Here is a 23,200-nt window from a genome sequence, read left to right as displayed (position 1 = left end):
TCGGTGGCCTTGCACAAAATAGGAGTAGGTCAGGGCAGGCCGGGCCCGGGGCCCGGCGGCGTCAGGAAACCTGGGTGTCGCCCTGAGGATTATCGTCTGTTTGCCGGTTCGCGGCTTGTGCCATCGGCAGGTGGCGGGCGATCAGGCCGCGATACAAGGCGGCGCCCAGGCAGGCGCCGAGGATCGGAGCGAACAGCGGCACCAGGAAGTAGGGCACGTCGCGTCCGCCGGTGAAGGCGATCTCGCCCCAGCCGGCCAGGAAGGTCATCAGCTTGGGCCCGAAATCCCGCGCCGGGTTCATCGCAAAGCCGGTGAGCGGGCCCATGGCACTGCCGATCACGGCGATCAGCAGGCCGATGAGCAAGGGCGCCATGGCGCCGCGGGGCAGGCCGTTGTCGTCGTCGGTCAGGGCCATGATCACCGCCATGAGGATAGCGGTGATGACCAATTCGACCAGGAAGGCCTGGGCGATGGACAGCGCCGGATGCGGGTAGGTGGAGAACACCGAGGCGAGCTCCAGGCTGGCCTGGCTGCCACGGGCCATGGCGTGGGCTTGTTCGAAATCGAAGAACAGGTTGCTGTACAGGGTGTAGACCAGCGCGGCGGCGCAGAAGGCACCGCAGACCTGGGCGAGGACATAGAACGGCAGCTTGCGCTTGTCGAAGCCGGCGAACAGGCACAGGGCGATGCTCACGGCCGGGTTCAGGTGCGCGCCGGACACGCCGGCGGTGAGGTAGATCGCCATGCTCACGCCGATCCCCCAGATGATGCTGATTTCCCACAGGCCGAAGCTGGCGCCGGCGACCTTGAGCGCGGCGACGCAGCCTGTGCCGAAGAAGATGAGCAGAGCGGTGCCGAGGAACTCGGCCGTGCACTGGCCGGAAAGCGTCGGTTGTCTTGCAGCAGTCGTCATGTATGACCTCGGTTCTTGTTGTTGTGAGGCGCTGGGCGCTCGACAGCAAAGCCCGGTGTCTATCCCCATTGACCCCGGGCGGACGTAAGAAAATGCACCTTAAAAGTGCATCGAATATTCGCAAACGAAAAAATATAGACAAGAAACGCTGATGTCAAAGGTCGAAAGTGAACGGTCGGCCACAATCTGACTGGTTGCATTCACTGCGAACTCGGAGGTCGTGAGGCATGTCAGCCATGTGCTGGCTGGCCTGTAGGATTTGCCCTAAAGTAGCCGCCGACCTGTCATCGACTGGAGCCGTACATGACCCCCGCCCTCGACCTGCTGAAGAAGGCACGTGCCGAACACCGCGTGCACAGCTACGAACATGATCCCAAGTCTGCGTCCTATGGCCTGGAGGCGGCGGAAAAGCTCGGGCTCGATCCCCAGAGGGTGTTCAAGACGCTGCTGGCCTGCAGCGAGAAGGGTGAGTTGCTGGTGGCGGTGGTGCCGGTGGGCGGCACCCTCGACCTGAAGGCGCTGGCCCAGGCGGCGGGTGTGAAGAAATGCGAGATGGCCGATCCAGCTGCGGCGCAGCGCGCCACGGGGTACCTGGTGGGCGGGATCAGCCCGCTGGGGCAGAAGAAGCGCTTGCGCACCTTCATCGACGAATCGGCGCAACAGTTCGAAACCATCCATGTGAGCGCTGGACGACGCGGGTTGGAGGTGGAGCTGGCGGCGGCGGTGCTGGCTACGCATACCCAGGCGACGTTCGCCGGGATTGGGCGGGGCTGAGTTTTTGCCGTTGCGAAGCTTGAGCTGGCCCTTTCGCGAGCAAGCCCAAGCTCCGCTGAAACTCAGGTCGCCGAACTGTAGCGTCGTACCCCGTTCTCCGGGCGTGGCAACTGCGCCGCGACGCTGCCTGGTGCCGGGAACAGCACCAGGTGGTCGGCAGACACGGCAATGCCGACATCCTCGCCGACCTGATGATCGACATGGCTCGGGAAGATCGCCTCCAGCTGGCTGCCGGTGGGCAACAGCAGGCGATACAGGGTAGAGGCGCCGAGGAAGCTCTTGCCGATGATGTTCGCCCGCAGGTCGCTGTCCGGTGCGTAGACGATGTCGTCCGGGCGCAACAGCACATCCACCGAACTGCCTGGCGCCATGATGTAGGCACGGTTGCCGCGCAGCTCGCCCAGCTCGGTATTGACCGCCTCGTGGCTGCTCATCTGCCCGCGGATGAAATAGCCCTGGCCGATGAAGCTGGCCACGAAGGGCGTCTGCGGTTCGTGGTAGAGGTTGTAGGGCGTGTCCCACTGCTCCAGGCGTCCTTCCCTGAAGACGCCCACATGGTCGCTGACGGCGAAGGCTTCTTCCTGGTCATGGGTCACCAGGATGGCACTGGTCCCGCGGCTCTTGAGAATGTCGCGGACCTCATGGCTCAGGCGCCGGCGCAGTTCCACGTCGAGGTTGGAGAAGGGTTCGTCGAGCAGCAGCAGTTGTGGTTCCGGAGCCAGGGCCCGGGCCAGGGCCACGCGCTGTTGCTGGCCGCCGGACAACTCATGAGGATAGCGTCCCCCCAGCTTGCCGAGCTTGACCAGCTCGAGCATCTCCTCGACCACCTCGCCCTGGCGTGGATGCTTGCCCAACCCGAAGGCGATGTTCTGCGCCACGGTCAGGTGCGGGAACAGGGCGTAGTCCTGGAATACCATGCCGATCCGGCGTTTTTCCGGCGCGAGGGTGAAGCCGGCGCGGGAAATGACCTCGCCGGCCAGCTGGATCTCGCCTTCGTGCACCGGCTCGAAGCCGGCGATGGCGCGCAGGGTGGTGGTCTTGCCGCAGCCCGAGGAGCCCAGCAGGCAACCGATGTCGCCTGCGTTCAGGTGCAGGTTGAGGTTCTGGACGATGCGCTGGTCGCCGTAGCCGCAGGCGAGGTTGCGCAGGTTGAGCAATAGGGGTTGACTCATGCGTGGTGGTAAGCCGGTTCTACAAGGAATTCCAGAAGGGCCTTCTGCGCATGCAGGCGGTTCTCGGCCTGGTCCCAGGCGACCGAGCGTGGGTCGTCGAGCAGGTCCAGGCTGATTTCCTCGCCACGGTGGGCGGGCAGGCAGTGCATGAACAGGGCGTCGGGTGCCGCCAGGTCGAGCAGTTCGCGGTTGACCTGGTAAGGCGCGAAATGCGCCAGGCGCCGTGCAGTTTCCTCCTCCTGGCCCATGGAAGTCCAGACATCCGTGCTCACCAGGTGAGCGCCGCGCACCGCTTCCTTCGGGTCGCGCATGACTTGCACGCGATCGCCGGCCTGGGCGAGGAAGCGCGGATCGGGCTCATAGCCCTCCGGGCAGGCCACGCGCAGTTGGAAGTCGAACTGGATCGCCGCTTCGACATAGGTGTTGCACATGTTGTTGCCATCGCCGATCCAGGCCACGGTCTTGCCCTGGATCGAGCCACGGTGTTCGAGGAAGGTCTGCATGTCGGCCAGCAGCTGGCAAGGGTGCAGGTCGTCGGACAGGCCATTGATCACCGGGACGCGCGAGTGAGCGGCGAACTCGGTCAGGGTACCGTGGGCGAAGGTACGGATCATCACCGCATCGAGCATGCGCGACATGACGATGGCGCTGTCGCCGATCGGCTCGCCGCGGCCCAGCTGGGTATCGCGGGGCGACAGGAAGATGGCCTGGCCGCCGAGCTGGATCATGCCGGCTTCGAACGACAGGCGGGTGCGCGTGGAGGACTTCTCGAAGATCATCCCCAGCACGCGGTTCTTCAGCGGCTCGAACAACACGCCGCGGTTACGCAGGTCCTTCAGCTCGATGCCTCGACGGATCACGCCGAGCAATTCGTCAGCAGTGAAATCCATCAGGGAGAGAAAGTGCCTAGCGCTCATGATTGACTACCTTATCTGCAACGGTTTGCAGGTCGACCGTATGGGTTTTCTTGACAACGGGAGTGACCTGCGGCGTAAGCCGCACGGGGCGGACGGAATAGGGAAAGGCGCAATACTATAATTAAATGTCGCCTCAAACCAAGGGGGGGAGCGGTCGCTCTGTTGCAAAGGATGTCGTAACCCGTTGTGCAGCGACTGTTTTTTATTTTCTACAGGTTTTGTACACGGCTTGCAGGCCGCTTGGCAAACCTTGCGTCGCCAATCGTGCCGCCTGATGTCGCGGGATTCATGCGGCGAACCTCGCTGGTCGGCGCTGCGGCGCGAGCGCATAGTCGCAGTTCCACAACGTCACGGCGGAGGCGGCCATGAGCACGACCTTGCATCACCGAGCCTGTCACCTGTGCGAGGCCATTTGTGGCCTGAACATCGAACTGGCCCACGAAGCCGATGGGCGGGTACGCATCGCCTCGATCAAGGGCGGCCCGCACGACCCGTTCAGCCGTGGCCATATCTGCCCCAAGGCCGTGGCCCTGCAGGACATCCAGGACGACCCCGACCGCTTGCGCCAACCCCACCGGCGGGTCGGCGGGGGCTGGCAGCCGATCGCCTGGGACGAGGCCTTCGCCCTGGCCGCCGACAGGCTGTGGAGTATCCAGCAGGCCCATGGGCGCAATGCCGTTGCGGTGTACCAGGGCAATCCCAGCGTGCACAACTACGGGCTGATGACCCACAGCAACTACTTTCTCGGCCTACTCAAGACCCGCAACCGTTTTTCCGCCACCTCGGTGGACCAATTGCCCCACCATCTGGCCAGCTACCTGATGTACGGCCATGGCCTGCTGTTGCCGGTGCCGGATATCGACCACACCGATTTCATGCTGATCCTCGGCGGCAACCCGCTGGCTTCCAATGGCAGCATCATGACCGTGCCGGATGTGGAGAAGCGCCTGAAGGCCCTGCGTGCGCGGGGTGGTCGGCTGGTGGTGGTGGATCCTCGGCGCAGCGAGACAGCGGCGATGGCCGACCGTCACCTGTTCATTCGCCCCGGTGGCGACGCTGCGCTGCTGGCGGCGATGCTCAACACCCTGTTCGCCGAGGGCCTGGCCCAGGGCTCGCACCTGCCAGTGAACGGGCTCGAGCAGGTACGCGAGGCGATTATGCCGTTCAGCGCCGAGGCGATGAGCGGGCTGTGCGGTATCGCGGCGGCCGATATCCGCCAACTGGCAGAGGATTTCGCGGCGGCCGAGCGGGCGGTGTGCTATGGGCGCATGGGCGTTTCCACCCAGGCCTTCGGGACCCTCTGCCAGTGGCTGGTGCAATTGATCAACCTGGTCAGCGGCAATCTCGACCGCGAGGGTGGGGCGCTGTGCACCGAGCCTGCGGTCGACCTGGTGGGCAGTACCTCGGGCGGGCATTTCAACCAGTGGCAGAGCCGGGTCTCGGGCCTGCCGGAATATGGTGGCGAGCTGCCGGTGGCTGCCTTGGCCGAGGAAATCCTGGCGCCCGGCGAGGGGCAGGTGCGGGCGCTGGTGACCGTGGCCGGCAATCCGGTGTTATCCACGCCCAATGGCCGGCAGTTGGACGAGGCCTTGGCGGGGCTCGACTTCATGCTCAGCATCGACCTGTACATCAACGAGACGACCCGTCACGCCGACCTGATCCTGCCTTCTACCTCGGCGCTGGAAAACGACCACTACGACACCACCTTCAACCTGCTGGCGGTGCGCAATGTCACGCGCTTCAACCGGGCGATCCTGCCCAGGCCGGAGGGCGCGTTGCACGACTGGGAGATCTTCGTCGGCCTGGCCAGGGCCTACGCCGAGCGTGCCGGGCTGGCACTCAAGCCGACCCTGGCACCGGCGCAGATGATCGACCTGGCCCTGCGCCAGGGCCGCCATGGCGACGATTCACCCTGGCGGTTGTCGCTGCAGACCCTGGATCTCCATCCCCACGGCCTGGACCTGGGGCCGTTGCGGCCGAACCTGGCCGGGCGCCTGCGCACCGCCAGCCAGGCCATCGAGGCGGCGCCTGCGGCCTTGCTGGACGACCTGCAACGCCTGGCTCGGCAGAGGCCGCCTGCACCGGACCAACTGCTGCTGATCGGTCGCCGGCATGTGCGCAGCAACAATTCCTGGATGCATAATTTCCATCGGCTGGTGAAAGGCAAGCCACGCCATCAGTTGCTGATGCATCCGCAGGACCTGCAGGCGCGCGGGCTGGCGGATGGCCAATGGGTGCGGATCCGCTCGCGTACAGGTGAGCTGGAAGTGCAGGTCCAGGCCAGCGAGGAGATGATGCCGGGCGTGGTCAGCCTGCCTCATGGCTACGGGCACGGGCGCCAGGGCGCGCAATTGCGCATCGCCAGCAGCCAGCCCGGGGTCAGCGCCAATGACCTCACCGACGAGCACCTGCTCGATGCTGTATCGGGCAATGCCGTGCTCAATGGCGTCCCTGTGCATGTGGAGGCCGCCTGAAGGCCGGCAGGGCCGAGCATGCTGCTCGGCTTTCCGTTACAATGCGTCACCGTGCCGACGACCGCGTCGGAAAGTTCAGCCGAGGTGCTCCATGGATATCATCGAAACAATCAAAGAGCAGATTGCCAACAACACCATTCTGCTTTACATGAAAGGCTCGCCGAATGCCCCACAGTGTGGCTTCTCGGCGCGTGCCGCGCAGGCCGTGATGGGTTGTGGCGAGAAGTTCGCCTACGTCGACATCCTGCAGAACCCGGAAATCCGCGCCAACCTGCCCAAGTACGCCAACTGGCCGACCTTCCCGCAACTGTGGGTCGGCGGTGAGCTGGTCGGCGGCAGCGACATCATGCTCGAGATGTTCGAGAAGGGTGAGCTGCAGACCCTGATCAAGGAAGCTGCCGCCAAGGCCAAGGCTTCCGAGGCCTGAATCGGCCATCGTCTGGGAGGCCGCTGACGTATTCACGGCCGGTCTTTCAGCCGCCATTCTGGGGCCGCTTCGCGGCCCATCGCCGGTTTGCCGGCGATAGGCTGCAAGCAGCCTCAATGCCGCTTGCCTGGCTGGCATATGAAACAAGGCCGCTCCACAGGCATGGCGCTATTCTTCATAAGCGCTGTGCGTGTGGAAGCGGCCTTGTGTCGTGAAAGGACTGCGAGGCAGCCCTGACCATTGCTTGCCTTATTCTTCGCCCATCTGCGACTGCAGGTAGTTCTCGATACCGATCTTGTCGATCAGGCCCAGCTGGGTTTCCAGCCAGTCGATATGTTCTTCCTCGGATTCGAGGATGTCTTCCAGCAGCTCGCGCGAACCGAAGTCGCCGGCAGTCTCGCAGTGGGCGATGGCGGCCTTGAGGTCGACCAGGCCTTTCTGCTCGATCTTCAGGTCGCATTCGAGCATTTCCTTGGTGTGCTCGCCGATCAGCAGCTTGCCCAAGTCCTGCACGTTGGGGATGCCTTCGAGGAAGAGGATACGCTTGATCAGTTTGTCAGCGTGCTTCATCTCGTCGATGGATTCCTTGTACTCGTGCTTGCCGAGCTTGTTCAGGCCCCAATCTTCGTACATGCGCGCGTGCAGGAAGTACTGGTTGATCGCGACCAGCTCGTTTCCGAGGATCTTGTTGAGATGCTGGATGACGCTTACGTCGCCTTTCATGTCGGGTTCCTGCCCTGTAGAAGTGTGCCAATACAAGGAAGTTTGAGCCCGATAACTTCTTCTGTCAAACCTAAGTTATTGAATAATAAGTGAAATTTAATAGGAATAAGAATGTTTGTGAACCGCGTTATGGTGCTAACTTATTGAATTTCAGACATAAAAAAACCGGACACAAGGTCCGGTTCTTCGAATTCGTTGTCTAGGCCACGTTGAATTCAACGGGGTAGGGCAGGGCGGCTTGCTGGCTGACCTGCAGGTCGGTCAGGGTTTCGCGGACCACCTGCTTGGCCAGGCAGGCGCATTTGCCGCATTGGCTGCCGACATTGGTGGCGGCTCGGACTTCCTTGTAGCTGCAGCATCCTTCATAGATCGCATCGCGGATCTGTCCGTCGGTGACGCCGACACAAAGACACACATACATAAGGTCAGACCATAGCTGGTTGATTTGATGGCTTGGAGATTAATGGTAATGAGAATGCTTGTCAAAGCGCATTCTCGCCCGGTGCGCATTCGCGCGACCGGCGGTTGGCATTCGGCCTGTCACGCGAAGCCGTGTATGATGGGCGGCCTTTGTCGGATGCCGGGCGGGTCTACCCGTCCGGGCCACGGTTTTTCACCATCATCAGGAGATAACGAATGAGCGTGCTCGTTGGTAAACAAGCCCCGGATTTCACCGTTCCAGCCGTGCTGGGCAACGGCGAGATCGTCGACAGCTTCAACCTGGCTTCGGCCATCAAGGGCAAGTACGGCCTGGTGTTCTTCTACCCGCTGGACTTCACCTTCGTCTGCCCGTCCGAGCTGATCGCCCTGGACAACCGCATTCCTGACTTCCAGGCGCGCGGTGTGGAAGTGATCGGCGTGTCGATCGACTCGCACTTCACTCACAACGCCTGGCGTAACACCCCGGTCGACAAGGGCGGTATCGGCCAGGTCAAGTACACCCTGGCGGCCGATATCTCTCATGAGATCTGCAAGGCCTATGACGTCGAGTCCGAGGGCGGCGTTGCCTTCCGTGGCGCCTTCCTGATCGACAAGAACGGTGTCGTTCGCTCGCAGATCATCAACGACCTGCCGCTGGGCCGTAACATGGACGAACTGCTGCGCCTGGTCGACGCCCTGCAATTCCACGAAGAGCACGGCGAAGTCTGCCCGGCCAACTGGAAGAAAGGCGACAAGGGCATGACCGCTTCGCCGGAAGGCGTCGCTGCCTACCTGAGCGAGAACGCCGGCAAGCTGTAATCGCCCGCGAAAAAAACCGGCCTTCGTGGCCAATGTCAGTCAGTTAAGCGGCGCTTTGTCATTTTTGGGGCTACCTTGCAGCCCATCGCCGGCAAGCCGGCTCCCACAGGGACCGCGGCGACCACACATGATGCGGTTTGCACGGACAGTGTGGGAGCCGGCTTGCCGGCGATGGGGCGCGAAGCGGCCCCAAATGACAACTGAAAGTCTTAACTGACTGGCATTGGCCTTCGTGGCCGGTTTTTTTTCGCTTGGGGTTTCGAGAAAAAGCTGTTCGTGCCCGACTCTCGCTTGCCGCTCAGTCGTTGAAGTCCCGCCAGCCGCCCATTTCCTTCCAGCGATTGACGATGCCGCAGAACAGCTCGGCAGTCTTCTCCGTGTCGTAGCGTGCCGAGTGGGCCTCGCGGCCGTCGAAGTCGATGTCGGCGCTCTGGCAGGCTCGCGCCAGGACGGTCTGGCCGTAGGCAAGGCCCGCCAGGGTGGCGGTGTCGAAGCTCGAGAAGGGGTGGAACGGGTTGCGCTTGAGGTCGTTGCGCGTCACCGCGGCATTGAGGAAGCCCAGGTCGAAGCTGCTGTTGTGGCCGACCAGGATCGCCCGCTTGCAGCCATTGGCCTTCAATGCCTTGCGCACCCCGCGGAAGATGTCGGTGAGCGCGGTTTCCTCGCTCACCGCCATGCGCAGCGGGTGATCCAGCTTGATACCGGTGAACTCCAGGGCCGCCGGCTCGATGTTGGCGCCTTCGAACGGCTCGACGCGGTAGAAGTAGGTGTGCTCCGGGAACAGGAAACCCTTCTCGTCCATGCCGATGGTGACCGCGGCGATCTCCAGCAACGCATCGGTGGCGCAGTTGAAGCCACCGGTCTCGACGTCGACCACCACCGGCAGGTAGCCGCGAAAACGCTCGGCCATCGGATGGCGCGAACCACCGCCTTGACCTTCCTGGTCATCATCAAAGAGAACTTCGCTCACGCCTTGCCCTCCAGCAGGCGCCAGCGCAGTTTTTCACCGGCGCGCAGCGGGACCACGGTGTTGTCGCCGAACGGCAGGCTGTCCGGGGCGGCCCACTCTTCGCGGACCAGGGTAATGGTGTCGGTGTTGGCCGGCAGGCCATAGAAGGCCGGGCCGTGCAGGCTGGCGAAGCCTTCCAGCTTGTCCAGTGCGTTGCGTTGCTCGAATGCCTCGGCATACAGCTCGATGGCCGCATAGGCGGTGTAGCAGCCGGCGCAGCCACAGGCGGCTTCCTTGGCATGGCGGGCATGCGGCGCCGAGTCGGTGCCGAGGAAGAACTTGGGGTTGCCGCTGGTGGCCGCGTCCAGCAGCGCCACCTGGTGGGTGTTGCGCTTGAGGATCGGCAGGCAATAGAAGTGCGGGCGGATACCGCCCACCAGCATGTGGTTACGGTTGTACAGCAGGTGCTGGGGGGTGATGGTCGCGCCGACGTTGGCGGGCGCCTCGGTGACGAATTGCGCGGCATCGGCAGTGGTGATGTGCTCGAACACCACCTTCAGCGTGGGGAAGCGCTCGACCACACGCCGCATATGCTCGTCGATGAAGCGCTTCTCGCGATCGAACACGTCGATTTCCGCGCGCGTCACCTCACCGTGCACCAGCAGCGGCATACCGGCCTCGGCCAGGGCCTCGAGGGCTGGGAAGATATTGTCGATGCTGGTCACGCCCGAATCGGAGTTGGTCGTGGCGCCGGCCGGGTACAGCTTGGCGGCGTACACGAAACCGCTGGCCTTGGCCGCGCGGATATCCTCGGGGCTGGTGCGGTCGGTGAGGTACAGCACCATCAGCGGCTCGAAGCGGCTGCCGGCAGGCCGCGCGGCGAGGATACGCTCACGGTAGGCACCGGCTTCGGCGGCATCGCGCACCGGCGGAACGAGATTGGGCATGACGATGGCGCGGGCGAAGGTGCGCGCCACATCGCCGACGGTATGGGGGAGGACGGCACCATCGCGCAGATGGATGTGCCAGTCGTCGGGGCGCAGGAGGGTCAGGCGATCGGACATTGGGGATTCCAGGCGGTTCGAACTCAAGGACGAATGCTACCGGAAAACCCCGGGGCGAGCACGGCTATCAAGTTTTCCGGGCGGCGTCCGATAGCCTGCTGGTAAGCCGCCAGAATCTGTGGAGCCGCCTGTGCACCAGCGTTACCTAGCCCTGTTCACCCTGCTTGCCAGCCTGCCGGCTGGGGCACTGACCTTCCAGACGCGCGTGGAGAACATCGCCTGGACAGTCGAGGGCGATCAGTTCGAATGCCGGCTGGTCCAGCCGATCGACGGTTTCGGCAGTGGCGAGTTCGTGCGGCGAGCCGGTGAACAGGCGGTTTTCCAACTGCGCTCGCACAGCAACGTCCTGGGCGCAGGCTCGGCGACCTTGCTGGCCGCCGCGGCGCCCTGGCAGCCCGGGCGGGGCGACATCAACCTCGGCGCGGTACGACTGGGGCGCAGCGGGGTGCTCTTGAGCTCCTCCCAGGGCCAGGCCAGCCGTTTGATCAATGGCCTGCTCGATGGGCGCAGCACGGTGGTGCGCAACTACACCGGCGAAGGTGGCAGGCCCATGGAAGTGCGCGTGCTGCCGGTGAGTTTCGCCAAGGCCTACAGCGACTACCAGCTGTGCGTGGGCAAGCTGTTGCCGATGAACTTCGACCAGATCCGCCAGACCCAGGTAGGCTTCCCCAGCGCGGGCATCGACCTGGACAGCGCGGCCCGCGCCCGCTTGGACGTGATCCTCGACTACCTCAAGGCCGACCCGTCGGTGAACCACATCGAGCTCGACGGTCACTCCGACAACAGCGGCAATCGCCTGACCAACCGTGACACCTCGCGGCGCAGGGCCCTGGCGGTCGCCGACTACCTCAAGGCCCACGGCGTGCCCGAAGAGCAGATCAGCGTGCGCTTCCATGGCGAGCGCTACCCGCTGGTGAAGAACAACAGCGCCGCCAACCGTGCGCGCAACCGCCGGGTCAACATCACCCTCGATCGTGTCACGCCGGTCGAGCAGCCCCAGCAAAAGCCTGCTGCGCAGCCACCTGCGGCGCCGGCAGCCAACGCACCGGCCCCTGCTACCGCCGTACCACCGGCCGGCAAGGCGTCCTGAGTGCGACCGGTGGTCGCGCTCTCGACAGTTCTTGTCGCTTTGTCGTCACAAGCTGTCGCCCCACTGTAAATTTTTCGGCAGGGCCGGTAGAATCGACGGCTTTCCGTACAACCCCGTGGAGTGATGGCATGGCGGACGTAAAAAAGGTCGTACTGGCGTATTCCGGCGGCCTTGATACTTCGGTGATTCTCAAGTGGCTGCAGGATACCTACAACTGCGAAGTGGTGACCTTCACCGCTGACCTGGGGCAGGGCGAGGAGGTCGAGCCGGCCCGCGCCAAGGCACAGGCCCTGGGCGTGAAAGAAATCTACATCGACGACCTGCGCGAAGAGTTCGTGCGCGATTTCGTCTTCCCGATGTTCCGCGCCAACACCGTCTATGAAGGCGAGTACCTGCTGGGTACTTCCATCGCCCGTCCGCTGATCGCCAAGCGCCTGATCGAGATCGCCAACGAAACTGGCGCCGACGCCATTTCCCATGGCGCCACCGGCAAGGGCAACGACCAGGTGCGCTTCGAGCTGGGCGCCTATGCGCTCAAGCCAGGCGTCAAGGTCATCGCGCCATGGCGCGAATGGGACCTGCTGTCCCGCGAGAAGCTGATGGACTACGCCGAGAAGCACGGCATCCCGATCGAGCGCCACGGCAAGAAGAAGTCGCCGTACTCGATGGACGCCAACCTGCTGCACATCTCCTACGAGGGCGGTGTCCTGGAAGATACCTGGACCGAGCACGAGGAAGACATGTGGCGCTGGAGCGTCTCCCCGGAGAACGCCCCCGACAAGCCGACCTACATCGAGCTCACCTACCGCAACGGTGACATCGTCGCCATCGACGGCGTCGAGATGACCCCGGCCACCGTGCTGGCCACCCTCAACCGCATCGGCGGCGAGAACGGCATCGGTCGCCTGGACATCGTCGAGAACCGCTATGTCGGCATGAAGTCCCGCGGCTGCTACGAAACCCCCGGCGGCACCATCATGCTCAAGGCCCACCGTGCCATCGAGTCGATCACCCTGGACCGCGAAGTCGCTCACCTGAAGGATGAGCTGATGCCCAAGTACGCCAGCCTGATCTACACCGGCTACTGGTGGAGCCCGGAGCGCCTGATGCTGCAGCAGATGATCGACGCCTCCCAGGTCAACGTGAATGGCGTGGTGCGCCTGAAGCTGTACAAGGGTAACGTCGTCGTCGTCGGCCGCAAGTCGGACGACTCGCTGTTCGATGCCAACATCGCGACCTTCGAGGAAGACGGTGGCGCCTACAACCAGGCCGATGCCGCTGGCTTCATCAAGCTCAATGCACTACGCATGCGCATTGCCGCCAACAAGGGCCGTTCGCTGCTCTGATCGGCATGTAGGGCAGACAGACCCCCGGCCTTGTGCCGTAATGCTGCTCACTTAAGTCGGATATGACATCGATTGGGGCCGCCTTGCGGCCCTTCGCGGGCGAGCCCGCTCCCACAAGCTACGCTGCAAACCTCAAGGAATGCACGATCCTGTAGGAGCGGGCTCGCCCGCGAAGGGCCGCAAGGCGGCCCCAATGGCTTAAGTGAACAGCATTACGGCCTTGTGCCGGTTTTTTTCAAGCCCCGGGATCAGCGGGGCGTCCACTTCTCTTCGCCATGCTCCAGGGCGTTCACCGACAGGTGAATGCAGGTCCGGGTATCCAGGTTGTGGAGCACCCAGGTGCGTGCGCGCGCATGAGGCTGGGTCAGGGTCCGCAGGATATGCTGCTCGATCATCTTGCGCGTATCGGGGCCGGATAGCGCAATGGTCATGGCTTTCCGTGCATCGGCCTGATCCGTACTCACCTTCGACGACGAGGCGTCAGCCTGGGCTGCCGGTTCCGGCCGTGCCGGCTGGTACAGCGACCGATAATTGAAGTTCAGGGTGAGAAAAAACAATACCGTCAGGAAAAACGGAAAACCGACCAAGAACCAGGTGTAGATCGTCTGGCTGTTTTCGCTGAGAAACGGCAACGATGCCAAGGCGGACGCCTCGATGATGCCGGCGAAGATGGCGATGATCGTCAGGGGACTGATGGATTCTGTATGCCGCATGGCGCTTGCCTGATTAGCGATTTTTCCTATCTCTATCCCGTTCCCGTTGTGGACGGAAAGATGGATTATTTCCCGCTGAAGCAATACTTCCTTAATTCTGCCCGATTGCAGTTATTAATTACCGATACGACTGGAATATTCCTTCAGTTAGGAAGAACGATACGAACTTGGCCCGGGTAGAAGTCAGTGCTAGCGTTTGGGCATCTTTGAACGGGCGGCCGATGGGACTGCCCTAAAAGCAAGGCTGTAGGATATTTCTCTAACTTATGTAGGCTTCTTCTTTGTCTGGCCGTGTGCCGTAAATCACCGCACCATTCAGTGATTGGCTAAGTTATTGTGGTGCTTCAAATTAGAATAACGAATCAATGGATATCGCATGAATAAAGTGCTTATCGTGGATGATCATCCGGTTATCCGCCTGGCCGTACGCATGCTGATGGAGCGGCATGGTTACGAGGTGGTGGCGGAAGCCGACAATGGTGTGGATGCTTTGCAACTGACCCGGGAGTGCCTGCCCGATATCGTGGTGCTGGATATCGGCATCCCCAGGCTCGATGGGTTGGAGGTCATCGCCCGCATGACCGGTGCCAGCCCGGGGAGCAAGGTCCTGGTGCTCACCTCCCAGGCGCCAGGGCATTTCTCGATGCGTTGCATGCAGGCCGGCGCTGCTGGCTACGTATGCAAGCAACAGGAACTGACCGAGTTGCTCAGTGCGATCAAGGCGGTATTGTCCGGATACAGCTACTTCCCCAACCAGGCCTTGCACAAGAGCCGTACCTGCGTGAATGGCGGCAGCGAGAAGGAAATGGTCGAACGTCTCTCCGGCCGGGAGATGATGGTGCTGCAGCAACTGGCGCGCGGCAGGAGCAACAAGGAAATCGCCGACAGCATGTTCCTCAGCAACAAGACCGTCAGTACCTACAAGACCCGGCTGTTGCTCAAGCTCAATGCCCGGTCGCTGGTCGACCTCATCGAACTTGCCCAGCGCCACGACCTGACCTGAAACGCAAAAGCCTCCGCAAGGGAGGCTTTCTCGGGTGTCCGATGGCTACAGGTCGTAGTCGTAGTCGGCCAGCTGCTTCTGCAGGCGCCGCTCCTCGAGAAGGTTGTCGATGGTGCGGCGTTTGCTCAGGTTGGTCTTCGCGGGTTCCACCGGAGGCTCTACGTCGTCTTCCAAGGTGGTGAGATCATCGTCGATCGACAGGTCGTCTTTATCGGTGCTCATGATTTACTCCAAGCCAAGGGGCCATTGGCCGTCCTTATAGCGAGAAAGCTGAGTCCGGTAAAAAAGATTTTTTCAATCGTATACGCGCGTTTTTCTCTATTGCTTCAATCGTCCGAGGTCTTGTGCTTGTACTCGCACAAATCCTCGATACGGCAGCTCCCACAACGCGGCTTGCGGGCCTGGCAGACATAGCGGCCATGCAGGATGAGCCAATGGTGGGCGTCGAGCAGGTAGTCCTTGGGCACGAACTTGACCAGCTTCTTTTCCACCTCCAGCACCGTCTTGCCGGGGGCGATGCCGGTCCGGTTGCTGACCCGGAAGATATGGGTGTCGACCGCCATGGTCGGTTGCCGGAAGGCAGTGTTGAGCACCACGTTGGCGGTCTTGCGGCCTACCCCGGGCAAGGCTTCGAGCGCTTCGCGGGTCTGGGGTACCGCACTGCCATGCTGCTCGATGAGCAGGCGGCAGGTCTCGATGATGTTCTTCGCCTTGCTGTTGTACAGGCCGATGGTCCTGATGTATTGGCTCAGGCCATCGACCCCCAGGGCATAGATGGCCTCGGGGGTATTGGCGACCGGATACAGGCGGGCGGTGGCCTTGTTGACACCCACGTCCGTCGCCTGGGCGGAAAGGATCACGGCGATCAGCAGTTCGAAGGGGGTGGTATAGGCCAGTTCGGTCTTGGGGTCGGGATTGTCTTCGTGCAGCCTGCGAAAGATCTCCAGGCGTTTGGCGGCATTCATGGGGTCAGAGGCTTCCTTGACGGCGTGAGGGGGCAGGGCCCGGACGCAGACGATTGTACAAGGCCAGCAGCAGGCCGAGCAGTATCAACCCGCCCGGGGCCAGGCTGGCCAGGTGCAGGCCCGGCCCCAGGGTCAGCCATTGGCGGCAGGCGCCGAGCAGCACGTACAGGGCCAGCAGGCCGGCGAGATGGATCGCCAGGTAGCGCCAGCGTGATGCGTCGGGGAGCAGACAGTCCGCTGCCAGGCACTGCACGCTGAGCAGGGCCGGGTAATGACCGAGCGTCAAGGCAAGCGGCAGGGCCCAGGCCCGCAGCCCCAGTTGCAGGCAGCTCGCCAGGGCCGCCAGCAGCAGCAGGCTCGCCAGCAGGCGCGCGGCCCCGGTAAGTGGCGCGCGCAGCGGGGCCATCAGGCCCTGGTGCAGCACCATCAGCACCAGGGTGCTCAGGCCTATCGTGATGGCTTGTGCCAGTGTCGAAGTTGCGCCGAGCAGCGGCACGAGGCTGATGCCCGGCAACCAGAACCTATTCATGGGCGTCTTCCCCCAGCAAGGAGGCACGGTGTTCGTCGAAGTAGCGCAGGGCATCCTGCAGCGCCGCGATCACTGCGCGCGAGGTGACGGTGGCGCCTGCCAACTGGTCGAACTCGCCCTGGTCGCGTTTCAGTGCCCAGCTGCCTGCGCGCGTACGGCCCGAGAACTGCTCCAGCCAATGCGCCTGGGGATCGGCCAGGCGGGCGCCCAGGCCTGGGCTCTCCTGTTGTTCCAGCACCTGTATCCCCAGCAGGCGCCCGTCCGGATCGATGGCGATCATCAGCAGGATCGGCCCGCCATATCCCTGGGTCTGGCTGCGCAGCAGGATAGCGCTGGGTTTGCCGGCTCGTGTCGCGCGGTAGCCGGCCAGCAGCTGGCTGTGGGGCAGGCGCGTAGCGGCCAGGGGCAGGGGCGCTTGCAGGGGCTGGTTGTCGTATCTGTCCTGGGGAAGTGCCGCCAGCCAGCGCCGGGCGTGCAGTTGCTGTTCGGCTTCGGCGATCGGGGCCTGGGTCCACTGGCGCCAGGCCAATGTCACCGCCACGGCCAGGCCGGCGACCAGTGCCAGCAGCACGGCATTGCGCAGCGCCGGCGTCATGGGGTGGCCTGCTGGCGGCGTGCGGCCTGGCGCTCCAGGGCGGGCACGGCAAGGTTCATCAGGAGGATGGCGAATGCCGTACCGTCGGGGTAGTTGCCCCAGGTGCGGATCAGGTAGATGAGCACGCCGGCGCCGAGCCCGAACAACAGCCGAGCCAGGGGGGCCTTGGGGCCCGACACCGGTTCGGTGGCGATGAAGAAGGCGGCCAGCATGGTCGAACCGGAGAACAGGTGCAGCAGCGGCGAGCCGTTGGAGTCGGAGCCCGAACCGTTCCAGCACAGCAGGCTGAACAGGAACAGGCCCGCCAGCAACCCGGCTGGCGCATGCCAACTGATGACCTTGCGCTGCAGCAGGAACAGCCCGCCAAGCAGGAACGCCAGGTTGACCCACTCGCTGTCGCGCCCACCGATGCTGCCGAATCCCGGATGCTGGGCGAACAGTTCCTCGACGGTCAGGCTGCGATTATGGCGCAGGCCGTCGAGCACCGTGGGCTGGGCCCAGGCATCGATCTGCCCGTGGCCGGTGAAGGCCAGTTGCAGGCTGTCCAGGAACCCGCTCGCCTGGCCCGGCCACTGGGTCATCTGCAAGGGAAAGCTCAGGAGAACGAAGGCATAGCCGACCATCGCCGGATTGAACAGGTTGCGGCCGACGCCACCAAAGGCCTGCTTGCCGATGCCGATGGCCACGGTCGCGGCGATGACCGGCAACCACCAGGGCGCATGGGGGGGAAGGGCGACGGCCAGCAGCACGGCGCTGACCAGGGCACTGCCATCGGCCAGTGCCGGCGCCGGGGGCTGGCCGCGCATGGCCAGCAGCAGGGCTTCACAGGCCAGGGCGGTGCCGGCACACAGCAACAGGTTGAACAACACCCCCCAGCCCTGGAGCCAGAATAGGCTCAGCAGGCCCGGCACGCAGGCCAGCAGCACCAGGCCCATGGCCGAGCGCAGGCGTGGGTCAGGCGCTGACATGGCCTGGCCCGGCCAGCAGAGCATCGAGGCGTTGCTGGGCCTGTTCGGCGGCCGCTTCCAAGGCGTGCAGTTGGGCGCGTTGTGCGTCGTTGGGGGTAGCGCCGAAGGCGCTGCGGGCTTTGCTCAACTGCGCGCGGCTCATGGCCGCGGCGATCTTCGCCTGCTTCAGCGTGGCATCGGCATTGGCGGCCTTCTGCGCCTTGACCCGCTCGATGGCCGCCTTGATCGGGTCTTGGGGGGCGGCGCTGTCGGGCGTCGAGACGGCCGCGCCTCGCTGGCGCGCCAGCTGCTGCGCCTGCCGGCGTGCTTCTTCGCGTCGCAACCTGGCATTGCGTTGTTCATGGCGATGACGGGCATGGTCGCGTCGCTGGGTGCGTGCGCTCAATTGCTCGGCGGTACGTGCCAGGCCACTGACGATGGGCACCACATTGTCCGGTACGGCGACCAGGTCGATGCAGTCGACCGGGCAGGGGGCCAGGCACAGGTCGCAGCCGGTGCACTCGCTGGCGATCACCGTGTGCATCAGTTTGGCGGCGCCGACGATGGCATCCACTGGGCAGGCCTGGATGCACTTGGTGCAGCCGATGCATTCGGCTTCGCGGATATAGGCCACCTGGGATGGGGCGCTGCCACGGGTCGGGTCGAGCGCGATCACCGGTACATCCAGCAGTCGTGCCAGTGCGGCGATGGTTTCGTCGCCGCCCGGCGGGCATTTGTTGATCGCCTCGCCAGCGGCCAGCCCCTCGGCGTAGGGGCGGCAACCGGCATGGCCGCACTTGCCGCACTGGGTTTGCGGGAGCAGGGCGTCGATGCGTTGAATCAGGCTCATTGTGTGAATAATCCGTTGAAACCGGAGAAGGCCATGGCCATCACCCCGGCGCCGAGCAACTCGATGGGCAACCCGCGCAGGGCGACGGGCATGTCGATATGATCGCTGCGCTGGCGCAGGTCGTCGAACAGCGCCAGGGCGAGCCAGAAGCCCAGCCCGCCGGCCAGGCCCCAGGCCAGGGTCGCCAGCCATCGTTGCGGGTCGTGGGAGGCCTGCAACAGCAAGCCTAGCAGCACGACAGTGGCCGCCAACTGGGTGGGCATGTGCTCCAGCGGCCAATCAGGCCGCAGGCGTGCCAGCAGGCGTGGCACACCCCAGGCCAGTAGGGCGAGCAGGGGCAGGAACAGGAACAACTGCAACGCCTGCAAGCCCAGCGGCACCAGCACCAGGGCCTGCAGCAGCTGCCCGCAAGTCAGCCCCAAGGCGATCACCAGTGCGCCGGACAGGCCGAGCGCATGGATCCGCAGGCGAGAGACGGGCTCCCTGTGCAGGATCAGGTGAGTGACCAGCGCAGCGCTGACCAGGACCAGGATGTAGTCGCTCATGGGGATGCCGATGGCTGGGAGCTGCCGTCATTAAACATAGCTTATTGAGGTAGCAGAGGGCCTGTGGGGCGGGGCCCTGTGCTGGTCAAGCGGTGCCTTGCAGTCCTGGGGCCGCTTCGCGCCCCATCGCCGGCAAGCTGGCTCCCAGGTATTGCACAAGCCCCGGGGGCGGCGCTTTTCTTGTGGGAGCCGGCAAGCCAGGCCCCACCGGGGCCGTGCTGCCTACTTGATGCGCTGGCCCGGCTTGGCGCCGCTGTCGGGGCTGAGCAGGTAGATTTCCTCGCCGCCAGGGCCGGCCGCCATGACCATGCCTTCGGAGACGCCGAAACGCATCTTCCGTGGCTTGAGGTTGGCCACCATCATGGTCAGGCGACCCTCCAGCTTGGCGGGGTCGGGGTAGGCCGACTTGATGCCGGAGAACACGTTGCGGCGCTCGTCACCGATGTCCAAGGTCAGGCGCAGCAGCTTGTCGGCACCTTCCACGGCCTCGGCCTTGACGATCAGTGCCACGCGCAGGTCGACCGCGGCGAAGGTGTCGAACTCGATCTCGGCCGACAGCGGATCCTTGGCCAGTTCGCCATTGCCGGCCGGAGCTGCCGGTTGGGTGGCGGCCAGGTCTTCCTTGCTGGCGGCGACCATGGCTTCGACCTTGGCTGGCTCGATGCGGCTCATCAGCGCCTTGAACGGGTTGAGCTTGTGGTTTTCCAGGCGCGACAGGTGATCGTTCCAGGTCAGCGGGGCGACGTTGAGGAAGGCTTCGGCATCGGCAGCCAGCACCGGCAGCACCGGCTTGAGGAAGATCACCAGGTGGCGGAACAGGTTGATGCCCTGGGCACAGATGGCCTGGACCTCGTCCTGCTTGCCTTCCTGCTTGGCCAGGGCCCAGGGCGCCTTGTCGGCGATCCAGGCGTTGGCGCGGTCGGCCAGGGCCATGATCTCGCGCATGGCGCGGGCGAAGTCACGGCCTTCGTAGGCCTCGGCGATCGAGGGGGCGGCATTGAGGAACGCCTCGCTCAACTCGGGCGCGGCGTCACCGGCAACCAGTACGCCGTCGTTGCCCTTGTGGATGAAGCCTGCGCAGCGGCTGGCGATGTTGACCACCTTGCCGACCAGGTCGGAATTGACCTTCTGCACGAAGTCGTCCAGGTTCAGGTCGAGGTCGTCGACGCCGCGGCCCAGCTTGGAGGCATAGTAGTAGCGCAGGTATTCCGGGGCCAGGTGGTCCAGGTAGGTGCGCGCCTTGATGAAGGTGCCGCGCGACTTGGACATCTTGGCGCCGTTGACGGTCAGATAGCCGTGCACGTTGATGCCGGTCGGCTTGCGCAAGCCCGAGCCTTCGAGCATGGCCGGCCAGAACAGGGCATGGAAGTTGACGATGTCCTTGCCGATGAAGTGGTACAGCTCGGCCGTGGAGTCTTCTTTCCAGAACGCATCGAAGTCCAGCTCCGGGCGGCGCGCGCAGAGGTTCTTGAAGCTGGCCATGTAGCCGATCGGCGCATCCAGCCAGACGTAGAAGTACTTGCCCGGCTCATCGGGGATCTCGAAGCCGAAGTACGGCGCATCGCGGGAGATGTCCCATTCCTGCAGCCCGGAGTCCAGCCACTCGGCGAGCTTGTTCGATACTGCTTCCTGCAGGGTGCCGCTGCGGGTCCACTGCTGCAGCATGGCCTGGAAGTCCGGCAGCTTGAAGAAGAAGTGCTGGGAGTCACGCAGCTCCGGGGTGGCGCCGGAGATCGCCGACTTGGGGTTCTTCAGCTCGGTGGGCGCGTAGGTGGCGCCGCATTTCTCGCAGTTGTCGCCGTACTGGTCCTCGGCCGCGCACTTGGGGCAGGTGCCCTTGATGAAGCGGTCGGCCAGGAACATGCCTTTCTCGGGGTCGAAATACTGGGTCACCGAGCGGGTGGCGATGTGCCCGGCATCGCGCAGGCGGGTATAGATCAGGCTCGACAGCTCGCGGTTTTCCTCGGAGTGGGTCGAATGGAAATTGTCGAAGTCGACCAGGAAGTCGGCGAAGTCGCCGCTGTGCTCGGCCTGGACATTGGCGATCAGCTGTTCAGGGGTGATGCCTTCCTTCTCGGCGCGCAGCATGATGGCCGAGCCGTGGGCGTCGTCGGCGCAGACATAGATGCACTGGTTGCCACGCAGCTTCTGGAAGCGAACCCACATGTCCGTCTGGATGTACTCGAGCATATGGCCAAGGTGGATGGAACCATTGGCATAGGGCAGGGCGCTGGTGACGAGAATCTGACGTGGCTCGGACATGGTGGCTCGGCTACTTAATCGGCTACGGGTGAAGAACAAGGATGATCGGCCACTATAAAGCGCCGACGAATATATTTCACCCCAAGGACGCATCTGTTGACGACTGACGGGTTAGCATAGGTGCCTGTTCCACATTCGAATTGCCAATGGGAGTCTCCATGAGTGCCGTCACACGTGCCGCCGTCGAAGGCGTGCTTCGCCAGTACACCGACCCCTACCTGAACCAGGATCCGGTCAGCGCCGGCTGCGTGCGCACCATCGATATCCAGGGCGGGCAGGTCAAGGTGCAACTGCAGTTGGGCTATGCCGCCGGGTTGTTCAAGAACGGTTGGGCGCAGGTGCTGGGCACGGCCATCGAGAACCTCGAGGGGGTCAGTGCCGCGCAGGTGTCGATCGACTGCGTGATCGCCGCGCACAAGGCCCAGGCCCAGGTACCGGCGATGGCCAACGTGAAGAACATCATCGCCGTGGCCTCGGGCAAGGGTGGGGTGGGCAAGTCGACCACCGCCGCCAACCTGGCCCTGGCCCTGGCCCGCGAAGGTGCCCGGGTGGGTATCCTCGATGCCGACATCTATGGTCCGAGCCAGGGGGTGATGTTCGGCATCCCCGAAGGTACGCGCCCACAGGTGCGCGAGCAGAAGTGGTTCGTGCCGATCCAGGCCCATGGGGTGGAAGTCATGTCCATGGCCTTCCTCACCGACGACAACACACCGATGGTCTGGCGTGGCCCGATGGTGTCCGGCGCCCTGCTGCAACTGGTGACCCAGACCGCCTGGGATGACCTGGACTACTTGGTCATCGACATGCCGCCGGGCACCGGCGATATCCAGCTGACCCTGGCGCAGAAGGTGCCGGTGGCCGGCTCGGTGATCGTCACCACGCCGCAGGACCTGGCTTTGCTGGATGCCAAGAAGGGCGTGGAGATGTTCCGCAAGGTCAACATCCCGGTGCTGGGCGTGGTGGAGAACATGGCCGTGCACATCTGCTCCAATTGCGGCCATGCCGAGCACCTGTTCGGCGAAGGGGGCGGCGAGAAGCTGGCGGCGCAGTACGGCGTCGACCTGCTGGCCTCGCTGCCGTTGTCGATGCTGATCCGCGAGCAGGCCGACAGCGGCAAGCCTACCGCCATCGCCGAGCCGCAGAGCCAGATCGCCATGGTCTACCAGGAGCTCGCCCGCCAGGTGGGAGCGCGGATCGTGCTGCAGGAAGCGGCGGCGCCGGCGATGCCGAGCATCACCATCAGCGAGGATTGACGCCTTCGTGGGAGCGCCCCGGTGCCGGTTCTGCTGCCATTGGGGCCGCTTTGCGGCCCATCGCTACAGATTGCAGGCACAAAAAAACCCGCCAATTGGCGGGTTTTTTTGAAGCGCGTAAAGAAGGATTAGCCTTCGATGCGAACTTCTTCAGCCTGCATGCCTTTCTGGCCGCGGGTAGCGACGAAAGTAACAGCTTGGCCTTCTTTCAGGGTTTTGAAGCCGTCAGCCTGGATGGCCTTGAAGTGTACGAACAGGTCGTCACCCGACTGAGGGGTGATGAAGCCGTAGCCCTTCTCATCGTTGAACCACTTGACGGTACCGGATTGGCGGTTGGACATGGTCTGTCTCCTTGGACAAAGTTGGTTGCGGCACAGGAAACGCCCTGGCCGGGACTGAGTGCAAAGAGAGCGGAAAATTCAGCGATGGGCCGATGGGAATCGTGCATCA

General features: G+C 63.8%; 24 protein-coding genes and 1 pseudogene. 8 read left to right on the top strand and 17 right to left on the bottom strand.

Annotated elements, in window-relative coordinates; all coding sequences use genetic code 11:
• Nucleotides 1-61: 61 nt before the first annotated feature.
• Entirely contained in the window at nucleotides 62-913 is an 852-nt protein-coding gene (locus ACDI39_RS11195; RefSeq protein WP_225788120.1) for an MIP/aquaporin family protein, read from the bottom strand.
• A gap of 303 nt (nucleotides 914-1,216) precedes the next feature.
• Between ACDI39_RS11195 and ybaK the strand changes: the two genes are divergently transcribed.
• Nucleotides 1,217-1,687 (top strand): Cys-tRNA(Pro) deacylase, encoded by a 471-nt coding sequence (ybaK, locus tag ACDI39_RS11190; RefSeq protein WP_225788121.1) that lies wholly within the window; start codon nucleotides 1,217-1,219, stop codon nucleotides 1,685-1,687.
• 62 nt (nucleotides 1,688-1,749) lie between these two features.
• Here the strand turns inward: ybaK and ACDI39_RS11185 are convergent, their stop codons facing one another.
• Nucleotides 1,750-2,859, bottom strand: coding sequence for an ABC transporter ATP-binding protein (locus ACDI39_RS11185; protein ID WP_225788122.1), 1,110 nt, complete (start codon nucleotides 2,857-2,859; stop codon nucleotides 1,750-1,752).
• The gene (gene argF, locus ACDI39_RS11180) at nucleotides 2,856-3,776 is read right to left on the bottom strand and encodes an ornithine carbamoyltransferase (protein ID WP_225788123.1); all 921 of its coding nucleotides are present in this window, start codon (nucleotides 3,774-3,776) and stop codon (nucleotides 2,856-2,858) included. The genes ACDI39_RS11185 and argF overlap by 4 nt, the downstream gene beginning before the upstream one ends.
• Nucleotides 3,777-4,141: 365 nt before the next feature.
• Here argF and ACDI39_RS11175 point away from each other — a divergent pair, with 365 nt between their 5' ends.
• Nucleotides 4,142-6,250 carry a molybdopterin oxidoreductase family protein gene (locus ACDI39_RS11175; protein ID WP_486538669.1) on the top strand — a complete coding sequence of 703 codons (2,109 nt, stop codon included), beginning with the start codon at nucleotides 4,142-4,144 and terminating at the stop codon, nucleotides 6,248-6,250.
• A 91-nt stretch (nucleotides 6,251-6,341) separates the two neighbouring features.
• Nucleotides 6,342-6,677, top strand: a complete 336-nt coding sequence (grxD, locus tag ACDI39_RS11170; RefSeq protein ID WP_043206518.1) for a Grx4 family monothiol glutaredoxin — start codon at nucleotides 6,342-6,344, stop codon at nucleotides 6,675-6,677.
• 249 nt (nucleotides 6,678-6,926) lie between these two features.
• Here the strand turns inward: grxD and bfr are convergent, their stop codons facing one another.
• Both bfr and ACDI39_RS11160 read right to left on the bottom strand, forming a co-directional pair.
• A complete protein-coding gene (gene bfr, locus ACDI39_RS11165) occupies nucleotides 6,927-7,400 on the bottom strand; it encodes a bacterioferritin (protein ID WP_225788125.1) in 474 nt (157 codons plus the stop codon).
• A 199-nt stretch (nucleotides 7,401-7,599) separates the two neighbouring features.
• Nucleotides 7,600-7,821, bottom strand: a complete 222-nt coding sequence (locus ACDI39_RS11160; RefSeq protein ID WP_225788126.1) for a bacterioferritin-associated ferredoxin — start codon at nucleotides 7,819-7,821, stop codon at nucleotides 7,600-7,602.
• A gap of 215 nt (nucleotides 7,822-8,036) precedes the next feature.
• Between ACDI39_RS11160 and ACDI39_RS11155 the strand changes: the two genes are divergently transcribed.
• Nucleotides 8,037-8,639, top strand: coding sequence for a peroxiredoxin (locus ACDI39_RS11155; RefSeq protein ID WP_225788127.1), 603 nt, complete (start codon nucleotides 8,037-8,039; stop codon nucleotides 8,637-8,639).
• Nucleotides 8,640-8,937: 298 nt separating this feature from the next.
• Here ACDI39_RS11155 and rnt read toward each other — a convergent pair whose 3' ends face one another.
• Both rnt and pyrC read right to left on the bottom strand, forming a co-directional pair.
• The gene (gene rnt, locus ACDI39_RS11150) at nucleotides 8,938-9,609 is read right to left on the bottom strand and encodes a ribonuclease T (RefSeq protein WP_225788128.1); all 672 of its coding nucleotides are present in this window, start codon (nucleotides 9,607-9,609) and stop codon (nucleotides 8,938-8,940) included.
• On the bottom strand, nucleotides 9,606-10,652 hold the full coding sequence (gene pyrC, locus ACDI39_RS11145) for a dihydroorotase (RefSeq protein WP_225788129.1): 1,047 nt from the start codon (nucleotides 10,650-10,652) through the stop codon (nucleotides 9,606-9,608). Before pyrC ends, rnt begins: the two co-directional genes overlap by 4 nt.
• 130 nt (nucleotides 10,653-10,782) lie before the next feature.
• Here pyrC and ACDI39_RS11140 point away from each other — a divergent pair, with 130 nt between their 5' ends.
• Together ACDI39_RS11140 and ACDI39_RS11135 are read left to right on the top strand one after the other, a co-directional pair.
• Nucleotides 10,783-11,742 carry a flagellar protein MotY gene (locus ACDI39_RS11140; RefSeq protein ID WP_253081798.1) on the top strand — a complete coding sequence of 320 codons (960 nt, stop codon included), beginning with the start codon at nucleotides 10,783-10,785 and terminating at the stop codon, nucleotides 11,740-11,742.
• Nucleotides 11,743-11,870: 128 nt separating this feature from the next.
• Nucleotides 11,871-13,088 carry an argininosuccinate synthase gene (locus ACDI39_RS11135; RefSeq protein ID WP_225788131.1) on the top strand — a complete coding sequence of 406 codons (1,218 nt, stop codon included), beginning with the start codon at nucleotides 11,871-11,873 and terminating at the stop codon, nucleotides 13,086-13,088.
• A 248-nt stretch (nucleotides 13,089-13,336) separates the two neighbouring features.
• Here the strand turns inward: ACDI39_RS11135 and ACDI39_RS11130 are convergent, their stop codons facing one another.
• Complete coding sequence (locus ACDI39_RS11130) at nucleotides 13,337-13,801, bottom strand: hypothetical protein (protein ID WP_225788132.1); 465 nt, start codon at nucleotides 13,799-13,801, stop codon at nucleotides 13,337-13,339.
• A 376-nt stretch (nucleotides 13,802-14,177) separates the two neighbouring features.
• Here ACDI39_RS11130 and ACDI39_RS11125 point away from each other — a divergent pair, with 376 nt between their 5' ends.
• Nucleotides 14,178-14,804: a response regulator transcription factor gene (locus ACDI39_RS11125; protein ID WP_225788133.1), complete on the top strand. Its 627-nt coding sequence runs from the start codon at nucleotides 14,178-14,180 to the stop codon at nucleotides 14,802-14,804.
• Nucleotides 14,805-14,849: 45 nt separating this feature from the next.
• On the opposite strand, the gene ACDI39_RS11120 is transcribed toward ACDI39_RS11125, so the two are convergent.
• From ACDI39_RS11120 to metG, 8 genes and pseudogenes are all read right to left on the bottom strand, one after another.
• Nucleotides 14,850-15,026, bottom strand: coding sequence for a PA3496 family putative envelope integrity protein (locus ACDI39_RS11120; RefSeq protein ID WP_225788134.1), 177 nt, complete (start codon nucleotides 15,024-15,026; stop codon nucleotides 14,850-14,852).
• Nucleotides 15,027-15,130: 104 nt separating this feature from the next.
• Entirely contained in the window at nucleotides 15,131-15,769 is a 639-nt protein-coding gene (gene nth, locus ACDI39_RS11115) for an endonuclease III (RefSeq protein WP_225788135.1), read from the bottom strand.
• Between the two features lie 4 nt (nucleotides 15,770-15,773).
• The gene (locus ACDI39_RS11110; RefSeq protein WP_253081546.1) at nucleotides 15,774-16,298 is read right to left on the bottom strand and encodes an Rnf-Nqr domain containing protein; all 525 of its coding nucleotides are present in this window, start codon (nucleotides 16,296-16,298) and stop codon (nucleotides 15,774-15,776) included.
• Nucleotides 16,291-16,893, bottom strand: a complete 603-nt coding sequence (locus ACDI39_RS11105) for an RnfABCDGE type electron transport complex subunit G (RefSeq protein ID WP_368816742.1) — start codon at nucleotides 16,891-16,893, stop codon at nucleotides 16,291-16,293. The genes ACDI39_RS11110 and ACDI39_RS11105 overlap by 8 nt, the downstream gene beginning before the upstream one ends.
• Nucleotides 16,890-17,861 carry an RnfABCDGE type electron transport complex subunit D gene (locus tag ACDI39_RS11100; protein WP_225788138.1) on the bottom strand — a complete coding sequence of 324 codons (972 nt, stop codon included), beginning with the start codon at nucleotides 17,859-17,861 and terminating at the stop codon, nucleotides 16,890-16,892. Before ACDI39_RS11100 ends, ACDI39_RS11105 begins: the two co-directional genes overlap by 4 nt.
• A gap of 16 nt (nucleotides 17,862-17,877) precedes the next feature.
• Nucleotides 17,878-18,690, bottom strand: a pseudogene (locus ACDI39_RS11095) (RnfABCDGE type electron transport complex subunit B); the annotation flags it as partial.
• Nucleotides 18,687-19,235, bottom strand: coding sequence for an Rnf-Nqr domain containing protein (locus ACDI39_RS11090; protein WP_225788139.1), 549 nt, complete (start codon nucleotides 19,233-19,235; stop codon nucleotides 18,687-18,689). The pseudogene ACDI39_RS11095 and the gene ACDI39_RS11090, both read right to left, overlap by 4 nt.
• A gap of 222 nt (nucleotides 19,236-19,457) precedes the next feature.
• Complete coding sequence (gene metG / locus ACDI39_RS11085; protein WP_225788140.1) at nucleotides 19,458-21,497, bottom strand: methionine--tRNA ligase; 2,040 nt, start codon at nucleotides 21,495-21,497, stop codon at nucleotides 19,458-19,460.
• A gap of 158 nt (nucleotides 21,498-21,655) precedes the next feature.
• Here metG and apbC point away from each other — a divergent pair, with 158 nt between their 5' ends.
• On the top strand, nucleotides 21,656-22,750 hold the full coding sequence (gene apbC, locus ACDI39_RS11080) for an iron-sulfur cluster carrier protein ApbC (RefSeq protein ID WP_253081548.1): 1,095 nt from the start codon (nucleotides 21,656-21,658) through the stop codon (nucleotides 22,748-22,750).
• A 128-nt stretch (nucleotides 22,751-22,878) separates the two neighbouring features.
• Here the strand turns inward: apbC and ACDI39_RS11075 are convergent, their stop codons facing one another.
• The gene (locus tag ACDI39_RS11075; RefSeq protein WP_043213073.1) at nucleotides 22,879-23,091 is read right to left on the bottom strand and encodes a cold-shock protein; all 213 of its coding nucleotides are present in this window, start codon (nucleotides 23,089-23,091) and stop codon (nucleotides 22,879-22,881) included.
• Nucleotides 23,092-23,200: the final 109 nt, after the last annotated feature.

The organism is Pseudomonas sp. Tun-23181, from assembly GCF_057415455.1.
Note: the sequence above shows the minus strand (reverse complement) of the source record. Positions and strands in the feature narration are given on the sequence as shown.

What these genes read in the sequence shown, in the direction of transcription:
- ACDI39_RS11195 (WP_225788120.1), bottom strand. Translation starts at nt 913, where the DNA reads ATGACGACTGCTGCAAGACAACCGACGCTTTCCGGCCAGTGCACGGCC.
- ybaK (WP_225788121.1), top strand. Translation starts at nt 1,217, where the DNA reads ATGACCCCCGCCCTCGACCTGCTGAAGAAGGCACGTGCCGAACACCGC.
- ACDI39_RS11185 (WP_225788122.1), bottom strand. Translation starts at nt 2,859, where the DNA reads ATGAGTCAACCCCTATTGCTCAACCTGCGCAACCTCGCCTGCGGCTAC.
- argF (WP_225788123.1), bottom strand. Translation starts at nt 3,776, where the DNA reads ATGAGCGCTAGGCACTTTCTCTCCCTGATGGATTTCACTGCTGACGAA.
- ACDI39_RS11175 (WP_486538669.1), top strand. Translation starts at nt 4,142, where the DNA reads ATGAGCACGACCTTGCATCACCGAGCCTGTCACCTGTGCGAGGCCATT.
- grxD (WP_043206518.1), top strand. Translation starts at nt 6,342, where the DNA reads ATGGATATCATCGAAACAATCAAAGAGCAGATTGCCAACAACACCATT.
- bfr (WP_225788125.1), bottom strand. Translation starts at nt 7,400, where the DNA reads ATGAAAGGCGACGTAAGCGTCATCCAGCATCTCAACAAGATCCTCGGA.
- ACDI39_RS11160 (WP_225788126.1), bottom strand. Translation starts at nt 7,821, where the DNA reads ATGTATGTGTGTCTTTGTGTCGGCGTCACCGACGGACAGATCCGCGAT.
- ACDI39_RS11155 (WP_225788127.1), top strand. Translation starts at nt 8,037, where the DNA reads ATGAGCGTGCTCGTTGGTAAACAAGCCCCGGATTTCACCGTTCCAGCC.
- pyrC (WP_225788129.1), bottom strand. Translation starts at nt 10,652, where the DNA reads ATGTCCGATCGCCTGACCCTCCTGCGCCCCGACGACTGGCACATCCAT.
- ACDI39_RS11135 (WP_225788131.1), top strand. Translation starts at nt 11,871, where the DNA reads ATGGCGGACGTAAAAAAGGTCGTACTGGCGTATTCCGGCGGCCTTGAT.
- ACDI39_RS11130 (WP_225788132.1), bottom strand. Translation starts at nt 13,801, where the DNA reads ATGCGGCATACAGAATCCATCAGTCCCCTGACGATCATCGCCATCTTC.
- ACDI39_RS11125 (WP_225788133.1), top strand. Translation starts at nt 14,178, where the DNA reads ATGAATAAAGTGCTTATCGTGGATGATCATCCGGTTATCCGCCTGGCC.
- ACDI39_RS11120 (WP_225788134.1), bottom strand. Translation starts at nt 15,026, where the DNA reads ATGAGCACCGATAAAGACGACCTGTCGATCGACGATGATCTCACCACC.
- nth (WP_225788135.1), bottom strand. Translation starts at nt 15,769, where the DNA reads ATGAATGCCGCCAAACGCCTGGAGATCTTTCGCAGGCTGCACGAAGAC.
- ACDI39_RS11110 (WP_253081546.1), bottom strand. Translation starts at nt 16,298, where the DNA reads ATGAATAGGTTCTGGTTGCCGGGCATCAGCCTCGTGCCGCTGCTCGGC.
- ACDI39_RS11105 (WP_368816742.1), bottom strand. Translation starts at nt 16,893, where the DNA reads ATGACGCCGGCGCTGCGCAATGCCGTGCTGCTGGCACTGGTCGCCGGC.
- ACDI39_RS11100 (WP_225788138.1), bottom strand. Translation starts at nt 17,861, where the DNA reads ATGTCAGCGCCTGACCCACGCCTGCGCTCGGCCATGGGCCTGGTGCTG.
- ACDI39_RS11090 (WP_225788139.1), bottom strand. Translation starts at nt 19,235, where the DNA reads ATGAGCGACTACATCCTGGTCCTGGTCAGCGCTGCGCTGGTCACTCAC.
- metG (WP_225788140.1), bottom strand. Translation starts at nt 21,497, where the DNA reads ATGTCCGAGCCACGTCAGATTCTCGTCACCAGCGCCCTGCCCTATGCC.
- apbC (WP_253081548.1), top strand. Translation starts at nt 21,656, where the DNA reads ATGAGTGCCGTCACACGTGCCGCCGTCGAAGGCGTGCTTCGCCAGTAC.
- ACDI39_RS11075 (WP_043213073.1), bottom strand. Translation starts at nt 23,091, where the DNA reads ATGTCCAACCGCCAATCCGGTACCGTCAAGTGGTTCAACGATGAGAAG.